The sequence below is a fragment of the Bradyrhizobium sp. SZCCHNR1043 genome (assembly GCF_032489675.1).
In the GTDB taxonomy this organism is placed as follows: domain Bacteria; phylum Pseudomonadota; class Alphaproteobacteria; order Rhizobiales; family Xanthobacteraceae; genus Bradyrhizobium.
On the sequence record NZ_JAUEYN010000010.1, the window covers coordinates 277447 to 295216 of the forward strand.

Sequence of the window (17770 nt, forward strand, 5' to 3'; positions counted from 1 at the left end):
GAGGTTCGGAGCGGCGCTTGCGCTATGCTGACCGGCTCGGCACTCTGCCGGGGAAACGGCGATGGTCGAACAGCGCATGGTTGACGGACCCTTCGAGCAGGAGATCGTGCAGCGCCTCGGGCTGATGCCCAACCTGTTCAGGTCGGCGCCGTCAGCGCCTGAGGCGACCCGACAGCTCTGGCAGTTCGCCAAATCCGCCTATCTCGACACCCCGCTGCCGGCCCTGTTCAAGGAGCGGCTCGCCGTCCATCTGTCGCGCCTCAACCATTCGCCTTATTGTCTGACCCGGCATTTCGGTTTTCTGGTCGGATTGGGCAAGCCCGCGGGCGACTCGGCATCCCGCCCCGAGACGATCGATCGGGCGCGTCAACTGCTCGCGCGGCCGCTCGCGGATCCCGTGCGCACCGCGGCGGCGCTGGGCCGGCTTGAGATTCTCCAGCCCCCGCTCGACATCCCGGAGCCGGGCAGCGACGGCGAGGCGGACCTGTTCGAGGCAGCGTCGGTGCTGTTCATGCAAAGTGCTGATTCCGACCGCTCGCGGCGCGCGATCCGACACGCGTTCGGCAACACCAGGTTCGATCTGCTGGCGGCCTTCCTCGCCTATCTGCGCACAGCGCATTTCTGGGCCGATGCTCACCTGCTCACGATCGATTCCGATGTGCTTGCCCTCGCACAGGCCGATCCTGAGCTCGCCGTCTGCCTCGGCTGCAGCGAGCTGCCGGACGCTGGGCCGCCCGCACAGCAGCCGCATTCGAATGGCGGCGATGCCAGCGATCATCGACTGCGCCGCCTCCTCGAGATCGATTCGGTCGGCGTGCTGTTCTTCGATCATGCAGCCGGCACCCTGATCGACGCCAACGAGGCCTTCTTGGCGATGACAGGCTATTCGCGCCAGGAGATCAACAGCGGCGAGCTGACCTGGAAGAGCCTGACCCCCCCGGAATGGATGCGCACTTCGAGCGACCAGATCGAGCTGCTGCGGCAGACCGGCCGGCTCGGTCCCTATGAGAAGCAGTATTTTCGCAAGAACGGCGAACGCGCCTGGATGATGTTCGCCGGCCGTGACCTCGGCGACGGCACCCTCGTCGAGCTCGTGATGAACATCGACGACCGCAAGCGCACCGAGGCCGCGCTGCGCGACAGCGAGGCGCGCTTCCGCCAATTCGGCGAAGCGTCCTCCGACGTGGTGTGGATCCGCGATGCCGAGACCCTGCAATGGGAATATCTCAGCCCCGCATTCGAGACGATCTATGGCGTCCCGCGCACCGCTGTGCTCCGCGGCGACCATCTCGCATCGTGGACCGAGCTCATGCTGCCGGAGGACCGGCCCCGCGCCCTCGAGAGCCTGGAGCGCGCCCGGCGCGGCCAGCGCGACAGCCTGGACGTCCGTATCATCAGGCAGCCGGACGGCGTCACGCGCTGGCTGCGCATCCGTAGTTTTCCCATGGTCGACGAGGTGGGACAGGTGCAGCGCATCGGCGGCATCACCCAGGACATCACGGCGCTGGTCTCGGCCTCCGAGCACCAGAAGCTGCTGCTCGCCGAGTTGCAGCACCGCGTCCGCAACATGCTCGCCGTGATCCGCTCGATCATCCGCCGCACGGGCGACTCGAGCGACAGTGTCGAGGATTTCGCCAGTCACCTCGAAGGCCGCATCACGGCGCTGTCGCGCATCCAGGCGGTCGTCACGCGCGATCCCCTCGCCGGTTTCGATCTGGCCGAGCTGATCGCCGATGAGCTGCGCGCCGGAGCCGCGCGCGAGGACAGGCAATTCTCGCTGTTGGGCCCCCAGGTGCGGCTGAAGCCGAAGGCGGCCGAGAGCATCGGGCTTGCCATGCACGAGCTCGCGACCAATGCGCTGAAATATGGCGCGCTGACGGTGCCGCGGGGCTTCATCAGGATCGAATGGCGGCTCGACAAGCACGACGCGGTCGACTGGCTGGTCATCGACTGGACCGAGACCGGCATGTCCGGACGCACGCTGAGTGCGCAGCGCCAGGGCTTTGGAACCGTGCTGCTGGAACAGATGCTGCCGTACGAGGTCGGTGCCCGCGTCGTGCGGCGCTTCGAGCCGAGCGGCCTCTGCTGCGAGATCCGGCTGCCCACCGACGACATTCTCAAGCGTTGACGGGCCGATCGAAGCTTCATTTCGCGGCACCGGTCGGCAACAATGGCCGGGATCTCGTCGGCGCGGAGAAATGCTGTCGGCATAGCCTTCGCGGTGCATTCGGGGTATGCTCCGCCTGCGGCCAGAGGTGGAGGTCGCATGGGTCGCGCAACCGCCATGTCTTCGCCTTGGTTTGGGCGGATATGACCAAGTGTCGATGAGATTGGGAATCGGCCGAGCGTCGACGCGACGGAACGATGATGGGACGTTCCTGAGCATGCGGCTCTGGCCAAGATGAATCACCGTGAACATGCAGGTGCGTGGGCACGAGGGACAACCGGTATCCAGGTTCTGTGCTGATGCGGCCGAGAGGCCGAGCGTCCTGTGGCGCCGTCGTCATCCGACGTTGGTGTCACGAAGCGTAGGTACGATGCAGCGTGAGTACGCGGAGCATTGGTGCACGAGGGCGTTGGTTAGGACGACACATCGGTACAGAGCCGAGCGCCGCCTGCGAGGCGGACGACAACGGAGGACGGAGCGTCAATGCTTGCAACGACGACCAAAGACGGCGATCAGCAGCCTCATGCCATGATCGATCCCGAGATCGTGCTGGCGGCCCGCGCGGATCGCACCGCCGCCGAAGCGGACAGGCGCAGCTCACAACGGCCGCCGGATGTCCCCTTGCCGAAGATCGACCCTGACTACAGGACGCAGGCGACGAGCGACCTCGCGGTCACCGGAGAGCGCAGCACGTTCGCCACCTGGGCCGTGCGCACCATTCTGGCGGTGCTGTTCGCCGTCGGCAGCGCGGTCGCCGCGGCGGCCTGGCAGAGCTATGGAGACCAAGCCCAGGAGATGATCGCGCATTGGATGCCGCGGATCACGCTGGCATCGAACGCCGACAAGGACGCCGCGGCACAGCCAGCCGCGACCGCGCCCCAGCAGACGGCCGCCGAAGCGCCGGCTGAGGCGCAGGAGCACGCAACGAGCGCGGTTGGCGCGACCGCGTCGCAGGAGCAGTTGCTGCAATCGATGGCCCACGACCTCGCTGCCTTGGGCCAGCAGATCGGCGAGCTGAAGACGAGCCTCGCACAGTTGAAGGCCGGGCAGGAGCAGATGGTCCGCGACATGGCGCGGGTCGCCGAGGCCAAGTCCAGCGACAGGCCCGCCGAGCGGTCGAGTGAGCGGACCGCGGAAGCGCGGTCGTTCGATCCGCGCGCCATCGAGCAGACGATCCGGCCGCGCCCGGCCCCACGCCCTGCGACCGCGGCCGTGACCCCGGCACTGCCTGGTGCAGCAGCTGTGCACCGGCCGCGCACGCCGCCGCCGGCCGCAGCCGGCATGGCTCCTCCGCCGCCTGCTCCGATGCCGCTGCCGTCGGCGCCGGTCGATCCGGACCAGCCCGTGGTGCGTCCGCCAATGCCGGTGCGCTGAGGGATCCGCACAGGCGCCCGCGCTGGTCCGCGCCGATCGACGCGGCGGTGATCGATTTCGTCGATGCACTTGTCGCGACGCGGCTTTCCGAGCTAAGGAACTGCGCCTGACAATGCGCATCGCCGAGGGGTTCATGAGCCTGACCGATCCGACCGTCCTGTCCGCCTCCGACCTCGCAGACCGCATCGCGATCCTGCGCGACAACATCCGCCAGATCACCGAGCAGGCCGCTTCGCAATCGGGTGCGGCCGACGAGGAGCGCAACGCCGACCGCCTCGCGCAGCAGAGCGAGGAGCTCGACGTTCTGCTCAAGGAGCAGGAGCGGCGGCTGAACAAATAGCCGGCCGGCCCCTTCGATCATTTCGCGCGTGCTGCACTGCGCTCGTTGTTGCCCGCGCGTCGCCCACAGGCTAGCCTCGCCGAAAACAAGCGGGAGGTAGCCAGAGGATGCGAAACGGTCTGCTTTACACGTCAACCCTTGCGGCATTGACCACTGCGGCATTGCTGGCGGCCCTGACACCGGGCAGCGCCGAGCCACGCCATATGTATACGACCATGGTGCTGGAGGCGTTCGCTACCAAGGTCGAATGTCCTGGCGTCGATGTCGTCTATCAGGATCTGGTCCAGAAGGCGCAGGACATGAAGATGCCTGACGGCACGACCGAGAAGGTGCGCAAGGCGATCGCCTATATGCACACCGGCGGCAAGATGGGCGAGAAGCAGGACGACGATCTGATGGCGGAGGTGGCCGTCGCCACGCAGGCCATCGACATGGATCAGCGCCGCCTCGGCATGACGAACTGGTGCGAGGAGCAGAAGAAGACGCTGGCTGGCTTCATCCGTCCCAAGGGCTGACCCCGGAGCGGCCTTGGGGCTGCCAACGGAGCGGAAAGACCGCACGGCACGTTTGCCGGCCATGGCCGAACGACGCGGCGTTCGTCGGTCTGCGCACCGCCATAGCGGGCACGGCACAGCCCCGCGGCGGGCAGGAGCCCGGATGACCGCTGCCGCTTGGCCTTGCAGCTGCTACGCAGCAGACATCCAGCCCGGAGCGAGCCATGCGCATCGAAACCGCTTTCCTGTTCGACCTCGACGGCACGCTGGTCGACAGCGTCTATCAGCATGTGCTCGCCTGGAAGACGGCGCTGGATGCGGAGAACATCGAGCTCTCGGTCTGGCGCATCCACCGCAAGATCGGCATGAGCGGCGGCCTGTTCACCAACCAGCTGCTGCGCGAGACGGGTTTTGCCATCGAGCCCGATCGGATCGAGCGGCTGCGGAAAGCGCATGCCGCGGCCTATCAGAAGCTCGGAGGCCAGGTCCGGCCCCTGCCCGGCGCACGCGAGCTGCTCGGCTTCTTGACCGATGCCGGCATCCCCTGGGCGATCGCGACCAGCGGGAGAATGGAAACGGCGGCCGTCAATCTCGCCGCGCTCGGCGTCGATCCCAAGACCAACGCTGTCGTGACACGCGACGAGGTCCGCTACGCCAAGCCTGATCCCGATCTGTTTCTCGCCGCCGCCGCCCGCCTCGACGCGCCGATCGAGCGCGCGGTCGTGATCGGCGACAGCATCTGGGACATGCTCGCCGCAACCCGCTGCCGGGCGCTCGGCGTCGGCCTGTTGAGCGGCGGCTATGGTTCGGAGGAACTGCGCCAGTCCGGCGCCATCCGCGTCTACGAGGATCCGGCCGACCTGCTCGGCCACATCGACGAGGTCGGCGGCCGGCGTTAGCCGGTCAACTCTGCGGGCCCGACAGCGAGATGTCGCGTTCGGCGCGGAACACGTTGGCATAGAGGTTGGCGATCCACTGGCGCCCCGTCGATGTCATGTTGAGATAGCGGATCTCGGTCTGGATGTGCGGGGCGACGCTGTTCCAATAGAACTGCGGATAGCGGTTGACGATATCGGCCGGTGACTCATAGCCGAGCTGCCGGTTGATGCCGACCTCCTCGAACTCGTAATATAGCGCGTTGGCCTTGCGGATGTAGTTGGGGTCGCCGAGCTGTCCGATCAGGTCGGCGGCGCGCACGATCGACTGCTCCTCGTCGAACTGCTGGCCGGCGAGCGGCGGAAAGCGCGTGCCCTCGATGGCGCGGGCGATGCGATCCTTGTCCAGCGGCGCCATGCCTTCGATGCGGTTGATCACGTACAGCTTCGAGCGGTCGACGTGATACGGCATCAGGCTGGCGTCGGAGGCGCCGCGCGGCAGGCAGATCTTGCGGCCGCCGCGATCGATGACGAAGCCGTCGACGTCGTCTTCCCTGAACAAGCCGCGGACATAGCCGATGTCGTGGAGCAGGCAGGCCAAGATGACGTGGACGTAGTCGTCCGCCGTCATGTGGCTGTGCAGCGCGCGGCCGCGCAGGATCTCGTGGCCGGCCAGCGTGACCAGCAAGGTGTGCTCGACGTTGTGATACAGCGCATCGCTGTTGCCGATGCATTCCAGCGCGATGCGCGCAGCCGCCGGAAGCATCTCGGTCAACTGGGTATGAGACGATCCGAAACGGCGTCGCATATAGGAGCTGAGGAAACGCTCCAACGCCGCTGCCGCGAGCTCCGGTAAGGTCATCATCGCCGCTGCCCCGCCTCAGACAGCCCAAACACAACGTCAAAAGACATAACGCCCGAAAACACAATCACGATAGCGCGGCTCGCGGCACGACTGAGACGTCAGGACGACACGGCTCAGGACGGCCAGCTTCGCACGGACACGCGCGAGATCGGCCCCCCGGAGCGTTCGAGCACCTTGACCGACGAGCATAGCCCAGGTTGCGGATATCGGCCACACCCGGACGAGCACACACCGGAAAACTGCGGGCCAAGCGACTGAATCTGACGCGATCGAGGTCGATCGCTAACGTCCCCGCACCGGCACCGGCGGCCGTGGCGGTCGTGTCTCACCGCGATAGGCCGGTCGCCGCGCAGGGGAACGGCGGGCCGGCGCGGCCGCCGGCGCATCGACCGACTGCAGATAGGTGCTCAAGGCCGACGCGGAGTCGTCGCTGCTGGTGTAGTGCTTCTGCAAGAACAAATAGAGCGTCAGGCGAAAGCGCCCCTTGGCGAGCCCACGTGCCGAGCGATGACAGGTGGCGCAGCTGTCCGCAAACAGCCGCGCGCCGGATTTGCCGGCATCGAGATCTTCCGCCTGTGCACTGCTGATGACAATCAGCAGCAGCGCGGCCGATCCAACAAGCCCCAGCCGCGCCCCGGCGCGCCCGCGCGCGTGGACGCGCTCAGGCGACATCAGCCCGCGGGCTTTCCTCCGCCTGCACACCCAGCGCATCGAGATCGACCAGCGCCGGATCGTCCGGCATCGGCTCGCTCTGCTGCTGTCCGCCGCCATGGACGTGCATCAGCGTCTGCACCCGGCGCGCGTTGAGATAGTCGACGTGCTGATGCGCGAGCGCCAGCGGCAGCAGGGCCTTCGGCAGCGCGGTCATGGTGAACGCGGCGACGCGCTTCACCTCCTCACCCTCACGCCAGGTCAGCGGACTCAGCGTGTAGATCATCTGACGGTCGGTCTCGGGCGCAGGCAGTTGCCTCACCTCGGGCGGCGCCAGCAGGGCCACATTGATGTTGCCGGCCCGCGTGCGGCTCGCGGCCGCGCGCAGCTCCCAGCAGATCAGCTCCGCGGCGGACAGCACCTCGCGTCGGATGTCATCGACATCGGACGCGAAGCGGCTGGCCTCGCTCAGCGCCGCACGGCCGCGCGTGACCGCATCGACGAGCGCCGCCGCACCGATCTCGAAGCGAGGAACCGCCTGCTCGATTGCGGTGGCGACGGCCTCGATGTCGTTGGCGGCGCGGTCGCGGTCGCGCTGTGCCACCGCGTCGGCGAAGGCGCGCTCCGCCAGGATGATCTGCTCGTCGCATTCGGCGACCGATGCGCGCAGCGCCTTGGCCTTCTGCTCGACCGCCTGCATCTTCGATTCGGCACGATCGAGCTGCCCGTTGCTGGCGCCTGCCTTGGCGAGCCGCTCCGCGGCGACGCGCTTCTCGTCCAGCGCCGCCTCGGCCACCCGGAGACGATCCGTCAGCCGCCGCCGCGCGGCCTGCTTGTCCTTCAGCGCACGCTCGAAGATCTCGACGGGGCTCAGCTCACGCTTGAAAAAGACCATGGCAATAATCCCTGGACGGCGGGCGCGCCGGCAACGTCGGTCAGCGGCGAATCCACTGCCGAATCATGTTGCCCGATTCTTGCGTGGAAAATGGGTCGGAAACCAGGATGAGATGCAGCACACGTTCCCCTTGACGAAACGTATCCACCGCCGGCTGCGGCCGGGCAGAGTCGAGCGAGGCCGCCGGAACGCGCGGCATATTCTAAAATTGGGATCCGATGTCAGCTCTGATGGGGACCGCGCATCATCCTCATGGCGTCCGAGATGTGGCGCCATTCGCGGGCCTCCTCGGCCTCGCCACTGGCCTCGCATTGCTGCGCCTTCTGCGCAGCTTGTGCGACAGCCGAGGCGCCGTGCATCTCGAGCATCTGCCGGGCGATCGCGTGGATCTGGACTTCAGACATCATGTCGAGCTCCTGTCGCCGGATCGAATGGTCCGCGACAACTTTCTCTACACCGATGCGTTCCGTGAGCTGGATCACCGCACGTCCGGTTCCACCGGCTCAGACTGCGCCCCGTAATTTACCTTACGTGATCAATCCGATTTCGCGCACGCCGCCGCACTGTTACTTCTGACTGAGATTCGCCGGATGGCGATTTGAGGAGACGGACATGACGCAGGTCTTCTTCCACTGCTCCAATCCCGATGAGTTCCTCGTCGATCGGCGTGGAACCGCGGTCATCGATCTCGCCGAGGCCTGTGATCACGCCGAGCGCGTCATGCATTCGCTGATCTCCTCCGAAAGCGACGAGGATTGGCGCGACTGGGTGCTGCACATTTCCGACGATCTCGGCGAGGAAATCATCGCCATGCCGTTCGCGTCGGTGCTCGGCCCGATGCATTGAACGGAGCTGCGCGCCCTGCCGCGGCGCTGAGACATTGTGTCCGCATTAGGGTTACTGGCTCCCTCACAGGTTCCGCTCCTCGCATTCTTATCGCCACATTTGTCCGCCATTTCGGCGCTGATGCGACGGAGGGGACATCTCATGACCAGACTGCTGGCGACCGCGGCCTTGGCGCTGACACTGACGGCATCGGCGGCGATGGCCGACGAGCACCGCGGCGGCGATGCCGCACTGGGCGCCTTGTCGGGCGCCGTCGTATTCGGACCGGTGGGAGCCGTTGCCGGCGCCGTCGTCGGCTATACCGCAGGTCCTTCGATCGCGCGCTCCTGGGGCTTCCGCCGCTCGCGTGCAGCCCGGTCGCAGCAGGTCCGGCGTCCAGTCAGGGACAGCCAGGCTGCGATGACCGAGCCTCAGCAGCAGCCGCAGGCCGCGCCGCGCAGCGCACCACCGCCTGCACGGACCATTGCTGTCGCTCCGCCGGCGCCGCGCGGCCCGGTGGCGCCGCCGGTGCAGACACTCGAGTAGACCGCTGGTAAATCAGTAGCCGCGGGCGCGATCGACGACGTTCAGCAACGTCTCTCCGCGCAGCAGACGCCGCGCATTCTCCGCCACCTGCTGCGCGATCACCTCCCAGGAGGCGATCGCCGCCATGTGCGGCGTCACCAGCACGCCCGGCTCGCGCCACAGCGCATGGTCCGCGGGCAATGGCTCATGCTCGAAGACGTCGAGCACGGCGCCGCGCAGATGGCCGCTGCGGAGCAGCGCGACCAGATCCTCCGTCACCAGATGCTCGCCGCGGCTGCACAGGATCACCGCGGCACCCTTGGGCAGCCGGCCCAGGCGCCCGGCATTGAGCAGGCCCACGGTCGAGGCCGTCAGCGGCAGCAGCGAGACCAGGATCTCCGTCTCACCCAGGAAGTCGTCGAGCGCATCGGCGCCGCTATAGGTCCGCACGCCGGCGAGCGCCTTGGGCGAGCGCGACCACGCGCTCACCGCGAAGCCCAGCTCGACCAGACGGATCGCCGCCGCGGAGCCGAGTTCGCCGAGCCCGAGAATGCCGACCCGACGGTCCTTCGCGGCACGCTGCTCGTACCGACGCCACACGCCGTTGCGCGCATTGCTGACCACGCGATCGAAGTCGCGGTGGAAATACAGCGTCCCCCACAGCACGAACTCGGTCATGGCCGCGGAGATATCGGGATCGACGATCCGGCACAGCGGCACATCCGGCACGGTCGGATCGGACAGGATGTTGTCGACGCCCGCCGCGATCGAATGGATCAGCTTCAGCTTCGGCATCGTCGCGAGCGCGCCGGGCTCCGGCTTCCAGCACACCGCAAGCTCGGCATCGCGTGCCGCCGACTCCGGCCATGACGCGACGGTCACGCCCGGCAGCTCGCGCGCGAGCAGCGCCTGCATCGGATCCATCAGTCCGGGACGGCTGAGAAGCGCGACCGTGATCATGCCGGCCGCAGTCCGCACCATTGCGCGACGAACATCGCAATGGACAGCGTGGTCTTGCGCACGCTGTCGAGATCGACACGCTCGTCGAACGCGTGCGGACCGATGCCATAGGGCCCGTAGCACAGCGCCGGGATGCCATAGTCGACCTGATAGTAGCGGGTGTCGTTGACCGCCGTAGAGAGCCGCACGTCGAGCGGCTTCTCGAATACCCGTGCATGTACCTCGGCCAGCGCGGCCTCGGCGGCGCTGCCGGGCTCGCACACCGCAGGATCGGCCTGGAAGCCGCTCCACACCAGCTCGACCGGATTCTCCGACAGGAAGCTGTCTGCGGCCTGCGCCTTCGCGAGACACTGCTCGATGCCGGCCATGGCCTGCGCCGGCGTCTCGCCCGGCAGCACGCCGAGCCGGCAATCGAGGTCGCACCAGGCCGGCGTCGAGCTCGCCCAGTCGCCGCCCTTGATGATGCCGACGTTGAACTTGATCGGATCCTTGACCGCAGCGAACCAGGCGTTCGACTTGGCACGCGCGTTGATCTCTTTCGTGTGCTCCTGGAAGGCGCGGATCAGATGCATCGCCGAGAGGATCGCATTGGTGCCGGTCTCGGCATAGGCGACGTGCACCGGCGTGCCGCGCACGCGCAGCCGGAACCAGATCGCGCCGACCTGCGCGCGGGTCAGCGTGTGGCCGGTCGGCTCCGGGATCAGGCAGGCGTCGGCCGTATAGCCGCGCATCAGAGTCGAGAGCGCGCCGTTGCCCGTGCTCTCCTCCTCGGTCACGGTCTCCAGATGGATGCGCCCGTCCGGCACGAAGCCGGCGGCCTTGATGGCGTCGAGCGCGAAGATCATCGCGGAGACACCGGCCTTCATGTCCTGCGCGCCGCGACCGATCATCCAGCCGTCACGCACGATCGCCTGATACGGTGGATCGTTCCAGAGATCGGTCGGGCCCTCGGGCACGACGTCGATGTGGCCCTGCAGGATCAGGCTGCGTCCCTTGCCCGCGCCGTCCAGCGTCGCCACCACCTGCTTGGAGCCGTCGAGTGCGATGCTGTCCATCGGCGCCGCCTTGGGATGGCGCATCAGGTCGACGTCTTCAAGGCTGAAGCGGTCGACCTGATAGCCGCGGGTCTCGAACTCGCCGGCCAGCCAGTCCTGCACCGGCGCCTCTTCGCCGCGCAGGCTGCGGAACTGGACGAGTTGCTGCAGGAAGGCGACCTGCTTGGCGAAGTTGGCATCAACAGCGGCGGCGAGCCGCTCCATCACGTCATTCGGCACAGCCGCCGCAGCGTCAGTCACGTCTCAAACCTCCAGCCTTCCCATTCACCTCGGCCGCGCGTCAGGCGGCCAGGCACTTCTCCAGGATCGCGAGCCCTTCGTCCACGATCTCGTCGGACGCGGTCAGCGGCACCAGAATGCGGATGGTGCTCGCGGTGACGCCGCAGGACAACAGGATCAGTCCGTTCTCGTGTGCGACGCGGGTCACGCGCTTGGTCATCTCGGAATCCGGCTCGTCGCTGCCGCGCTGCTTCAGGATATCGAATGCAACCATCGCGCCAGGACCGCGCGGCCCGGAAACCGGAACCAGGTTGTTGGCGCGCGAGAAGCGCTCGATCGCCGCGCGCAATCGGTCGCCGATCGCATTGGCGCGGTCGAGCAGCTTCTCCTGCTCGAACACGTCGAGCACGGCGAGCGCCGCCGCGCAGGCCAGCGGATTGCCGCCGTAGGTGCCGCCGAGGCCGCCCGGCTCCGCGGCGTCCATGATCGCGGCACGTCCGATCACGCCGGACAGCGGCATGCCGCCGGCGAGACTCTTGGCGACGCAGATCAGGTCCGGCTGCACGTCGTAGTGCTCCATCGCGAACATCTTGCCGGTGCGGCCGAAGCCGGTCTGCACCTCGTCTGCGATCAGCACGATGCCATGGGCGTCGCAGATCCGGCGCAGGCCCCGCATCAGCTCCGGCGGCGCCTGGTGGAAACCGCCCTCGCCCTGCACCGGCTCGATGATGATGGCCGCGACCTGCGAGGCGTCGATGTCGGCCTTGAAGATGAAGTTGATGTAGGACAGCGTGTCCTCGACCGACACGCTGCTGCCGGCGATCGGGAACGGCGCGTGCCAGACCCCGGGCAGCGGCGGTCCGAAATGCTTCTTGTACGGCATCACCTTGCCGGTCATGGCGTTGGCGAGCGCGGTGCGGCCGTGGAAGGCGCCGGTGAAGGCGATGATGCCGCTGCGCCCCGTGGCCGCGCGCGCGATCTTGATCGCGTTCTCGGTCGCCTCCGCGCCGGTCGTCAGCAGGATCGACTTGGCCGGCCCCCAAATCGGCGCCAGCGCGTTGAGCCGTTCGCTCAGCCGCACATACGGCTCGTATTGCAGCACCTGGAAGCAGGTGTGGGTGAAGCGGTCGAGCTGCGCGCGGATCGCGGCAACGACATGCGGATGGCAGTGGCCGGTGTTGAGCACCGCGATGCCGCCGGCAAAGTCGACATAGCGCTTGCCCTCGACGTCCCACACCTCGCTGTTGAGGGCGCGGTCGGCAAACAGCGGCGTCGCATAGCTCACGCCCCTGACGACGGCCTCGTGTCGTCGCGCCAGCAGGTCTTCGTTCGCAGCCGAAATTACAGCCATGGCTCAACTCCTCGTGGGAAAAATCGAGCAGAAGGCTACGCCGAGAGCCGTCGCGATCAATCAGCTTGTTCCCGATGACAAGTGCCTGCAATGCACCAGACCCAGCGGGATGAGCGCGCGGCTACGCGGCGAGCACCTTCTTCAGCCACGCCCGCAGCGCCACGATCGCGGGCTCGTCCCAGCGCTCCCGGAGCGCGACGAGCTGATAGGCTCCCATGTGGAGTGCCGAGGGGATCACCTCGACCAGCGCACCGCTGCGCAGATCATCGGCGACCAGCACCTCGTTGGCGAGCGCGACGCCCTGGCCGAAGCGGGCGGCTTCGATGGCGAGATGCGCGTGCCACAGCCGCTGCCCGCGCAACGTGACCGGCTCCCGATACCCCGCCAGCTCGAACCATTGCTCCCATTGCGCGGTGGATTCCTCGTGGATCAGCGAGGCCCTGGCGAGGCCCGGGAGTGTCGCGATCGCCGGAAACCTTGCCAGATAGGCCGGGCTTGCGACCGGGAATACACGTGGGCGCACCAGCTCCTCGGCGACCACGCCGCCGCCCCGGTCGATCGCCTCGGCATAGACGATCTCCGCATCCGCTTCGCCGCGCTGCAGGTCGGGGTGCGCCAGCGTCGGCTGCAGATTGATGTCCCAGTTGCGCGGCGGGCCGCTCAGCTCGGGCAGCCGCGCCAGCAGGCGGCGATTGGCGAGGCCTGGAATGCACCAGATGTTCAGGGTCGGACGCGCTGCGGGCCGCACCGAAATTGTCGCGCGGGCGATGATGTCGAAGGCCTGGCTGACCTCGGCATGAAACTGGCGCCCGGCCTCGGTCAGCGCGAGGCCCCGCCCCTCGGCACGCACCAGCGCCACGCCCAGGCTGCGTTGCAGATTCTGCAGATGACGCGAGACCACGGTGTGGCTGACGGCGAGTTCGTCGCCTGCGGCGCGCACGCTGCCCTTGCGGCCGACGGCCTCGAAGGCACGCAGCGCGATCAGGGAGGGCAATCGAGGTCTCGTCATGCTCGCACAGTTCTCAGCCTGCGCGATCCCCCTCCCCGCCCTCAAGCGGGAACCGCCACGATCCGTCTGTCGCGCGGCTGATGTCGGAGCGCCGGCTGCCTTGGCGGCGTCCGTTGACCGCACGAGGCGCTCCGGGCGGAGCGCCGCATCGCGGTCACGAGGGCGCTTGCGCGCGTCATGCCGCTCTTACCGTCAGCATCGGCGCAACGCCAGCCCAGAGAAAGCCACACTCGCGGGAGCGACCTCCGCGGACGTCTTAACGTGGCAAGCCGCGTCGCAAACGATCCTTAAGCCTGCGGCCATGGCAGTCCGCCGTTTGCCAAAAAGTTTCCACAATTCGACTTTGAATCGGCAGTGCTTCGAGCAGGAGAACCCCCAAGATGCGGATCAGCCAAATGATCTCCGTCGGTTCGCTGGCAGCCCTCGTCGCGACGGCCGCCCCCGCACTGGCGAAAAGCTCCCAGACGCCCAAACCGGATGATCAGGCCACATCGTCCCTGCCGTGCCGCGCCTACCAGCAGGCTCCCGACGGGACATGGATGGAGCGGCCCTGTCAGGGCCAGGGCGCAAGCGCGCCGGCGCGTCAGCGCGCGGTCACCAACGGGGCCGGCAGCGCGGAACAACGTTAGCGGACTTGGTTAGCGGACTTGTGGTTAGCGGACTTGTGGTTAGCGGACTTGGCACGAGAGCCGGAGCGCCTGCGCTGGTGCCGCGCTCAGTAGGGCGGCGCCCTGCGCGCCCGCTGCTCCCTGCCCGCCTCGACCCACCACAACAGATCGTCGGCAAAGCGCGGAAACGCGCGCTCCAGCGCCTGGCCGGAATCGCCGGTCGGCTTGCCGTCGGCAGATAGCGACTGACCGATCGGGCCGACGGCAAGCGTGCTCGACACCACCACCATCCCCATCTCCGACAACGTGCCGTGCCACGCGGTGGCGGCGCGTGCCCCGGAGAGCCGGCCGGCGGAATAGCTCGCGATCGCCGCCGGACGCCAGAACCATTCCTCGAGAAAGTGGTCGGTGAGGTTCTTCAGTCCCGGCTGCATGCCCCAATTATATTCGCCGGTGACGAACACGAAGCCGTCGGCGGCACGGATCTTGGCCGCAAGCTCGGCCATGGCCGCTGGCGCCTGGCCGGGCGGATATTCCTTGTACATGCGGTCGAGCATCGGGAGGCCGACCGCCCTGGCGTCGATCAGCTCGACGTCCTGGTCCTTGGCGCGCAACCCGTCCACGACGAATTGCGCGAGCCGGATGCCCATCCGGTCGGAGCGATAGGAGCCGTAGAGGACGAGGATGCGGAAGCTCATGGCGCGTCAACTCCTGGCCGGACGATCCGCGCCAGACTACCACGCCGCATTGCCATCGAGGTCATTATGGTCACGCCGCGGAACGCTGGACCGGCGGCGCGTGGTTGGCGGAAACGAGGCTTGGCACGCTCAGCGCGTCACCGTGGCCGAAGCGGAGCGCTCGGATGGCCGGCCGAACACGCTGCGGCAACCGTCGCTGAGGCTGGCGCGCTGCTTCATCATGCAGGCAATGATGCGGTCGCGATCGGGAATCTCCGACGAGCACAGCCGGAACACGTCGCCGGTGCACAGCCGCCGCTGGTCGTCCTCCGTGAAGGCATGGCCCGCGCGCGGGCTGGCGACCATCGCCAGCGCAAGCCCTGCCATTGCCACATTCCAATTCCGCATCCTGAACAGATGAGTTCGCATCGCCGTCCCCAATTCGCCCGCTGTTTGTCCGGTTCACCCGCTGCTTTCGCTGATGTCGCGAAGCAGTTGCCGCCGCAGAATCAAATGATGACACGTCGCGGCGCGCCTTCAACAAGCGCTCTCGTTCCTGCACCACAATTTTGCGGCCTGTTGCATCTTCGACTCCTTTTGCGCTGCCGGACCCCGTGAGACGCCGCCAAATTGTCATTAGGCGAACGCAATCCGGCCCAGCCGCGCTCACACTCTCACGGCGTAGTGGCGGCGTGCTGATGGTGCTTCGGACCATCACGTGTCCCGAGTTTAGGTGTGGGAGTCAGGTTCATGGCGTACACGATGGTGGCTGAGCGGGAGCAGCAGACAATCCGCAAGCAGCGCGAAAGCGCCCTCATCGTTCTCGCCAACGCACAGGTGATGGAGGCGGAAGGCTGGCAGGTCGTCATCACCGACGAGGACGGCAACAGCCTGCCGCTCGCCGAGTTCGAAGCTGGCATCTCGCAGAAATTCTCGTCCTGGTACAAGGCCAAGCAGCGGCCGGTGGTGCCCACCACCATCCCAGCCCCCAACCTGTTCTCGACGCCGGCCAATGACGACGCCGAGCCGGAGGCCATCGTGGCCGCCGAACTCGCCGCCGAGCAGGTCGAGACGGCCGAGGTCCAGGAAGCTGCGGTCCAGGAGATCGCCGAGGACGATTTCGAAACGGCCGAGACCGCCAACGCTCCGACGGCCGAGAAGGCCGAGCGCGAGGAGATCGCACTCGACGCCGCCGAGATGGCCGACTGATATCGCCGCCGCGCCGCAGCATCAGCGAGAGTCACTCGCCGCCTTCGTAGAACAGCTCCAACGGCAGCCCGACCTGGGCCTCGCCGATCCATTGACGCGCAATGATGTTGGACGGCCCCGCGCGTGCACCGCGGTATACGCATGCGATCGGCCAGCGGTGTCGACCGTAGCCACAGCGACCGCCGCATCAAAGATCAAGCCAGCCGCAGACCTTGCGCCACGATCTTGCGTCCTTGGATGGCGCGGCTTCCTTGCGCGATTGGCCTGCGCCGGGCGACTAACAAATACGCTCGCATCGCGGCTCTCGGTCGAACAACGATCATCGCAACGAAGAAACCGGTTGCCCGCCGGGCAAATCAAGCGGCATTTCCATCTGACGGCGTCGCTCCAGAGGCTGAATCGACGAGAAGCGCGATGCGCGCAGAAGCGATTTTCAGCAGGCCCATCAAGCTGATTTGGCCTGTCCAGTCCCATCGTCAGAAATATTCCGCTTTTCCTAAATCGGATTCAGTGCTTTTGTCGTGCCATCTCTCGCTCGCAAGAGGGGCGTATCGCGGTCGTCACGGACGTGGAGCGGGAGGAGCGGTGGACGCGATGGCAGCGCAGCGCATCCTTGCGCCGACGAACGCTGATGTCGCGTACGGTCAAGTCGCGTGGTCCTGGCATCCCGACGCTGATGCCCCCACGGTGGCGCGCCCAAAGCGCGTTGTCGTGCACGGTGACCAGAAAGCCCGGCGCACCGGGGAGCGCGCGAAGCAGCCGTTAAGATCATCGCGCGGGGAATGCCGGTTGCCCGGCGGAACCTGTGGTGACTGCCGCCTGCTTTTTTTCTGCAGGCGGGCCATGGGTTGCGGCCAGCATCCCGGCATTCCCCGCGCCCTCTGCCGTGCGGAGGGCAAGACGAATGGAATCACTCGGACGCAGGATGCGTCGCGAGATCGCGAGATCGCGAGATCATGGGTGGATGATGGCGGATGGCGGGAGGCGCTTGTTCGCGAGGCGCCTCAACACACACGTCATCACTCCGGGGCGCAGCGCGAGTCCGGATCCATATGCCGCAGCAGAACTTATGAAACGAGATGGAGTGACCAGCATGCCTCACATGCCCGCTCTGGATTATGGATGCCGGGCTCGCGCTACGCGCGCCCCGGCATGACGATGGAGCGAGGTCATGGCCCATCCCACGGCTGTCATGCCCCGCGCAGGCGGGGCATCCAGTACGCCGCGGCCTTTCGGTCGATCACTGCCGTCCCGGAATACTGGATCGCCCGGTCGAGCCGGGCGATGACGCCGAGCAGGAATTCTCAGCCCGGAAGGCCGCGCGAGGTCGTTGTCTCAAACGCGTCTCGTCTGCATCACAACAGCTTCGCGCTCACGAACAGCGTGCGCACGGCGTTGGTGGCCTGCACCGTCATGATCGCGTTGTCGGCCGCGGCCTGCAGCGCGGCCATGGCCTGGTCGTGCAGCGACTTGAACTCCATCCACTCGACGGCATTGAGGCTGGTGAGGAACTGATGGGCCTGCCCGACCGTCGAAATCACGACTGGCTTGCCGTTCACCTTGATGTTGAAGGTGGTACGCAGACGCGTTTCCGAGTTTGCGGGATCAATCATGGGGACCTTCCGGAAGATGCGACGGGCGTCACCGCCGAGGTCGCGCCGAGGCCCAGCA

At 67.0% G+C, this 17770-nt stretch carries 20 protein-coding genes; 9 read left to right on the top strand and 11 right to left on the bottom strand.

Annotation, left to right across the window (positions count from 1 at the left end; all coding sequences use genetic code 11):
• Positions 1 to 61 precede the first annotated feature (61 nt).
• The 5 genes from QX039_RS19415 to QX039_RS19435 all read left to right on the top strand — a co-directional run bounded on the left by QX039_RS19415 (position 62) and on the right by QX039_RS19435 (position 5274).
• Entirely contained in the window at positions 62 to 2128 is a 2067-nt protein-coding gene (locus QX039_RS19415) for a PAS domain S-box protein (RefSeq protein WP_315741147.1), read from the top strand.
• Between the two features lie 522 nt (positions 2129 to 2650).
• Positions 2651 to 3541, top strand: a complete 891-nt coding sequence (locus tag QX039_RS19420) for a hypothetical protein (protein ID WP_315741146.1) — start codon at positions 2651 to 2653, stop codon at positions 3539 to 3541.
• A gap of 133 nt (positions 3542 to 3674) precedes the next feature.
• Positions 3675 to 3881 (top strand): hypothetical protein, encoded by a 207-nt coding sequence (locus QX039_RS19425; RefSeq protein WP_315712292.1) that lies wholly within the window; start codon positions 3675 to 3677, stop codon positions 3879 to 3881.
• Positions 3882 to 3988: 107 nt separating this feature from the next.
• Positions 3989 to 4396 carry a hypothetical protein gene (locus QX039_RS19430; protein ID WP_315741145.1) on the top strand — a complete coding sequence of 136 codons (408 nt, stop codon included), beginning with the start codon at positions 3989 to 3991 and terminating at the stop codon, positions 4394 to 4396.
• Positions 4397 to 4599: 203 nt separating this feature from the next.
• Positions 4600 to 5274 (top strand): HAD family hydrolase, encoded by a 675-nt coding sequence (locus QX039_RS19435; RefSeq protein WP_315741144.1) that lies wholly within the window; start codon positions 4600 to 4602, stop codon positions 5272 to 5274.
• Between the two features lie 4 nt (positions 5275 to 5278).
• On the opposite strand, the gene QX039_RS19440 is transcribed toward QX039_RS19435, so the two are convergent.
• The 4 genes from QX039_RS19440 to QX039_RS19455 form a co-directional block, all read right to left on the bottom strand.
• Complete coding sequence (locus tag QX039_RS19440; RefSeq protein WP_315741143.1) at positions 5279 to 6115, bottom strand: HD domain-containing protein; 837 nt, start codon at positions 6113 to 6115, stop codon at positions 5279 to 5281.
• A 282-nt stretch (positions 6116 to 6397) separates the two neighbouring features.
• Positions 6398 to 6787: a cytochrome C gene (locus QX039_RS19445; RefSeq protein WP_315741142.1), complete on the bottom strand. Its 390-nt coding sequence runs from the start codon at positions 6785 to 6787 to the stop codon at positions 6398 to 6400.
• On the bottom strand, positions 6777 to 7661 hold the full coding sequence (locus QX039_RS19450; protein ID WP_315741141.1) for a hypothetical protein: 885 nt from the start codon (positions 7659 to 7661) through the stop codon (positions 6777 to 6779). Before QX039_RS19450 ends, QX039_RS19445 begins: the two co-directional genes overlap by 11 nt.
• Positions 7662 to 7882: 221 nt before the next feature.
• Entirely contained in the window at positions 7883 to 8065 is a 183-nt protein-coding gene (locus QX039_RS19455; RefSeq protein ID WP_315741166.1) for a hypothetical protein, read from the bottom strand.
• Positions 8066 to 8273: 208 nt separating this feature from the next.
• On the opposite strand from QX039_RS19455, the gene QX039_RS19460 reads away from it, so the two are divergent.
• Entirely contained in the window at positions 8274 to 8507 is a 234-nt protein-coding gene (locus tag QX039_RS19460; RefSeq protein ID WP_315741140.1) for a DUF6894 family protein, read from the top strand.
• Positions 8508 to 8648: 141 nt separating this feature from the next.
• Complete coding sequence (locus QX039_RS19465) at positions 8649 to 9032, top strand: hypothetical protein (RefSeq protein ID WP_315741139.1); 384 nt, start codon at positions 8649 to 8651, stop codon at positions 9030 to 9032.
• A 12-nt stretch (positions 9033 to 9044) separates the two neighbouring features.
• Here QX039_RS19465 and QX039_RS19470 read toward each other — a convergent pair whose 3' ends face one another.
• The 4 genes from QX039_RS19470 to QX039_RS19485 all read right to left on the bottom strand — a co-directional run bounded on the left by QX039_RS19470 (position 9045) and on the right by QX039_RS19485 (position 13605).
• Positions 9045 to 9971, bottom strand: coding sequence for a glyoxylate/hydroxypyruvate reductase A (locus QX039_RS19470; protein ID WP_315741165.1), 927 nt, complete (start codon positions 9969 to 9971; stop codon positions 9045 to 9047).
• Positions 9968 to 11266 (bottom strand): ArgE/DapE family deacylase, encoded by a 1299-nt coding sequence (locus tag QX039_RS19475; RefSeq protein WP_315741138.1) that lies wholly within the window; start codon positions 11264 to 11266, stop codon positions 9968 to 9970. The genes QX039_RS19470 and QX039_RS19475 overlap by 4 nt, the downstream gene beginning before the upstream one ends.
• Positions 11267 to 11306: 40 nt before the next feature.
• A complete protein-coding gene (gene gabT / locus QX039_RS19480) occupies positions 11307 to 12596 on the bottom strand; it encodes a 4-aminobutyrate--2-oxoglutarate transaminase (protein WP_315741137.1) in 1290 nt (429 codons plus the stop codon).
• A gap of 121 nt (positions 12597 to 12717) precedes the next feature.
• Positions 12718 to 13605, bottom strand: a complete 888-nt coding sequence (locus tag QX039_RS19485) for a LysR substrate-binding domain-containing protein (protein WP_315741136.1) — start codon at positions 13603 to 13605, stop codon at positions 12718 to 12720.
• 380 nt (positions 13606 to 13985) lie between these two features.
• Here QX039_RS19485 and QX039_RS19490 point away from each other — a divergent pair, with 380 nt between their 5' ends.
• On the top strand, positions 13986 to 14234 hold the full coding sequence (locus QX039_RS19490; RefSeq protein WP_315741135.1) for a hypothetical protein: 249 nt from the start codon (positions 13986 to 13988) through the stop codon (positions 14232 to 14234).
• Positions 14235 to 14320: 86 nt separating this feature from the next.
• On the opposite strand, the gene QX039_RS19495 is transcribed toward QX039_RS19490, so the two are convergent.
• Both QX039_RS19495 and QX039_RS19500 read right to left on the bottom strand, forming a co-directional pair.
• Positions 14321 to 14911 carry an NAD(P)H-dependent oxidoreductase gene (locus tag QX039_RS19495; RefSeq protein ID WP_315741134.1) on the bottom strand — a complete coding sequence of 197 codons (591 nt, stop codon included), beginning with the start codon at positions 14909 to 14911 and terminating at the stop codon, positions 14321 to 14323.
• Positions 14912 to 15040: 129 nt separating this feature from the next.
• A complete protein-coding gene (locus QX039_RS19500; protein ID WP_315712310.1) occupies positions 15041 to 15277 on the bottom strand; it encodes a hypothetical protein in 237 nt (78 codons plus the stop codon).
• Between the two features lie 363 nt (positions 15278 to 15640).
• Here QX039_RS19500 and QX039_RS19505 point away from each other — a divergent pair, with 363 nt between their 5' ends.
• Positions 15641 to 16099 carry a hypothetical protein gene (locus tag QX039_RS19505; protein WP_315741133.1) on the top strand — a complete coding sequence of 153 codons (459 nt, stop codon included), beginning with the start codon at positions 15641 to 15643 and terminating at the stop codon, positions 16097 to 16099.
• A 1355-nt stretch (positions 16100 to 17454) separates the two neighbouring features.
• On the opposite strand, the gene QX039_RS19510 is transcribed toward QX039_RS19505, so the two are convergent.
• Positions 17455 to 17712 carry a hypothetical protein gene (locus tag QX039_RS19510; protein ID WP_315712312.1) on the bottom strand — a complete coding sequence of 86 codons (258 nt, stop codon included), beginning with the start codon at positions 17710 to 17712 and terminating at the stop codon, positions 17455 to 17457.
• Between the last annotated feature and the right edge of the window lie 58 nt (positions 17713 to 17770).

Excerpts from the sequence above, each read along its gene's own strand:
- QX039_RS19415 (WP_315741147.1), top strand. The coding sequence starts at position 62 with ATGGTCGAACAGCGCATGGTTGACGGACCCTTCGAGCAGGAGATCGTG.
- QX039_RS19420 (WP_315741146.1), top strand. The coding sequence starts at position 2,651 with ATGCTTGCAACGACGACCAAAGACGGCGATCAGCAGCCTCATGCCATG.
- QX039_RS19425 (WP_315712292.1), top strand. The coding sequence starts at position 3,675 with ATGAGCCTGACCGATCCGACCGTCCTGTCCGCCTCCGACCTCGCAGAC.
- QX039_RS19430 (WP_315741145.1), top strand. The coding sequence starts at position 3,989 with ATGCGAAACGGTCTGCTTTACACGTCAACCCTTGCGGCATTGACCACT.
- QX039_RS19435 (WP_315741144.1), top strand. The coding sequence starts at position 4,600 with ATGCGCATCGAAACCGCTTTCCTGTTCGACCTCGACGGCACGCTGGTC.
- QX039_RS19440 (WP_315741143.1), bottom strand. The coding sequence starts at position 6,115 with ATGATGACCTTACCGGAGCTCGCGGCAGCGGCGTTGGAGCGTTTCCTC.
- QX039_RS19445 (WP_315741142.1), bottom strand. The coding sequence starts at position 6,787 with ATGTCGCCTGAGCGCGTCCACGCGCGCGGGCGCGCCGGGGCGCGGCTG.
- QX039_RS19450 (WP_315741141.1), bottom strand. The coding sequence starts at position 7,661 with ATGGTCTTTTTCAAGCGTGAGCTGAGCCCCGTCGAGATCTTCGAGCGT.
- QX039_RS19455 (WP_315741166.1), bottom strand. The coding sequence starts at position 8,065 with ATGTCTGAAGTCCAGATCCACGCGATCGCCCGGCAGATGCTCGAGATG.
- QX039_RS19460 (WP_315741140.1), top strand. The coding sequence starts at position 8,274 with ATGACGCAGGTCTTCTTCCACTGCTCCAATCCCGATGAGTTCCTCGTC.
- QX039_RS19465 (WP_315741139.1), top strand. The coding sequence starts at position 8,649 with ATGACCAGACTGCTGGCGACCGCGGCCTTGGCGCTGACACTGACGGCA.
- QX039_RS19470 (WP_315741165.1), bottom strand. The coding sequence starts at position 9,971 with ATGATCACGGTCGCGCTTCTCAGCCGTCCCGGACTGATGGATCCGATG.
- gabT (WP_315741137.1), bottom strand. The coding sequence starts at position 12,596 with ATGGCTGTAATTTCGGCTGCGAACGAAGACCTGCTGGCGCGACGACAC.
- QX039_RS19485 (WP_315741136.1), bottom strand. The coding sequence starts at position 13,605 with ATGACGAGACCTCGATTGCCCTCCCTGATCGCGCTGCGTGCCTTCGAG.
- QX039_RS19490 (WP_315741135.1), top strand. The coding sequence starts at position 13,986 with ATGCGGATCAGCCAAATGATCTCCGTCGGTTCGCTGGCAGCCCTCGTC.
- QX039_RS19495 (WP_315741134.1), bottom strand. The coding sequence starts at position 14,911 with ATGAGCTTCCGCATCCTCGTCCTCTACGGCTCCTATCGCTCCGACCGG.
- QX039_RS19500 (WP_315712310.1), bottom strand. The coding sequence starts at position 15,277 with ATGGCAGGGCTTGCGCTGGCGATGGTCGCCAGCCCGCGCGCGGGCCAT.
- QX039_RS19505 (WP_315741133.1), top strand. The coding sequence starts at position 15,641 with ATGGCGTACACGATGGTGGCTGAGCGGGAGCAGCAGACAATCCGCAAG.
- QX039_RS19510 (WP_315712312.1), bottom strand. The coding sequence starts at position 17,712 with ATGATTGATCCCGCAAACTCGGAAACGCGTCTGCGTACCACCTTCAAC.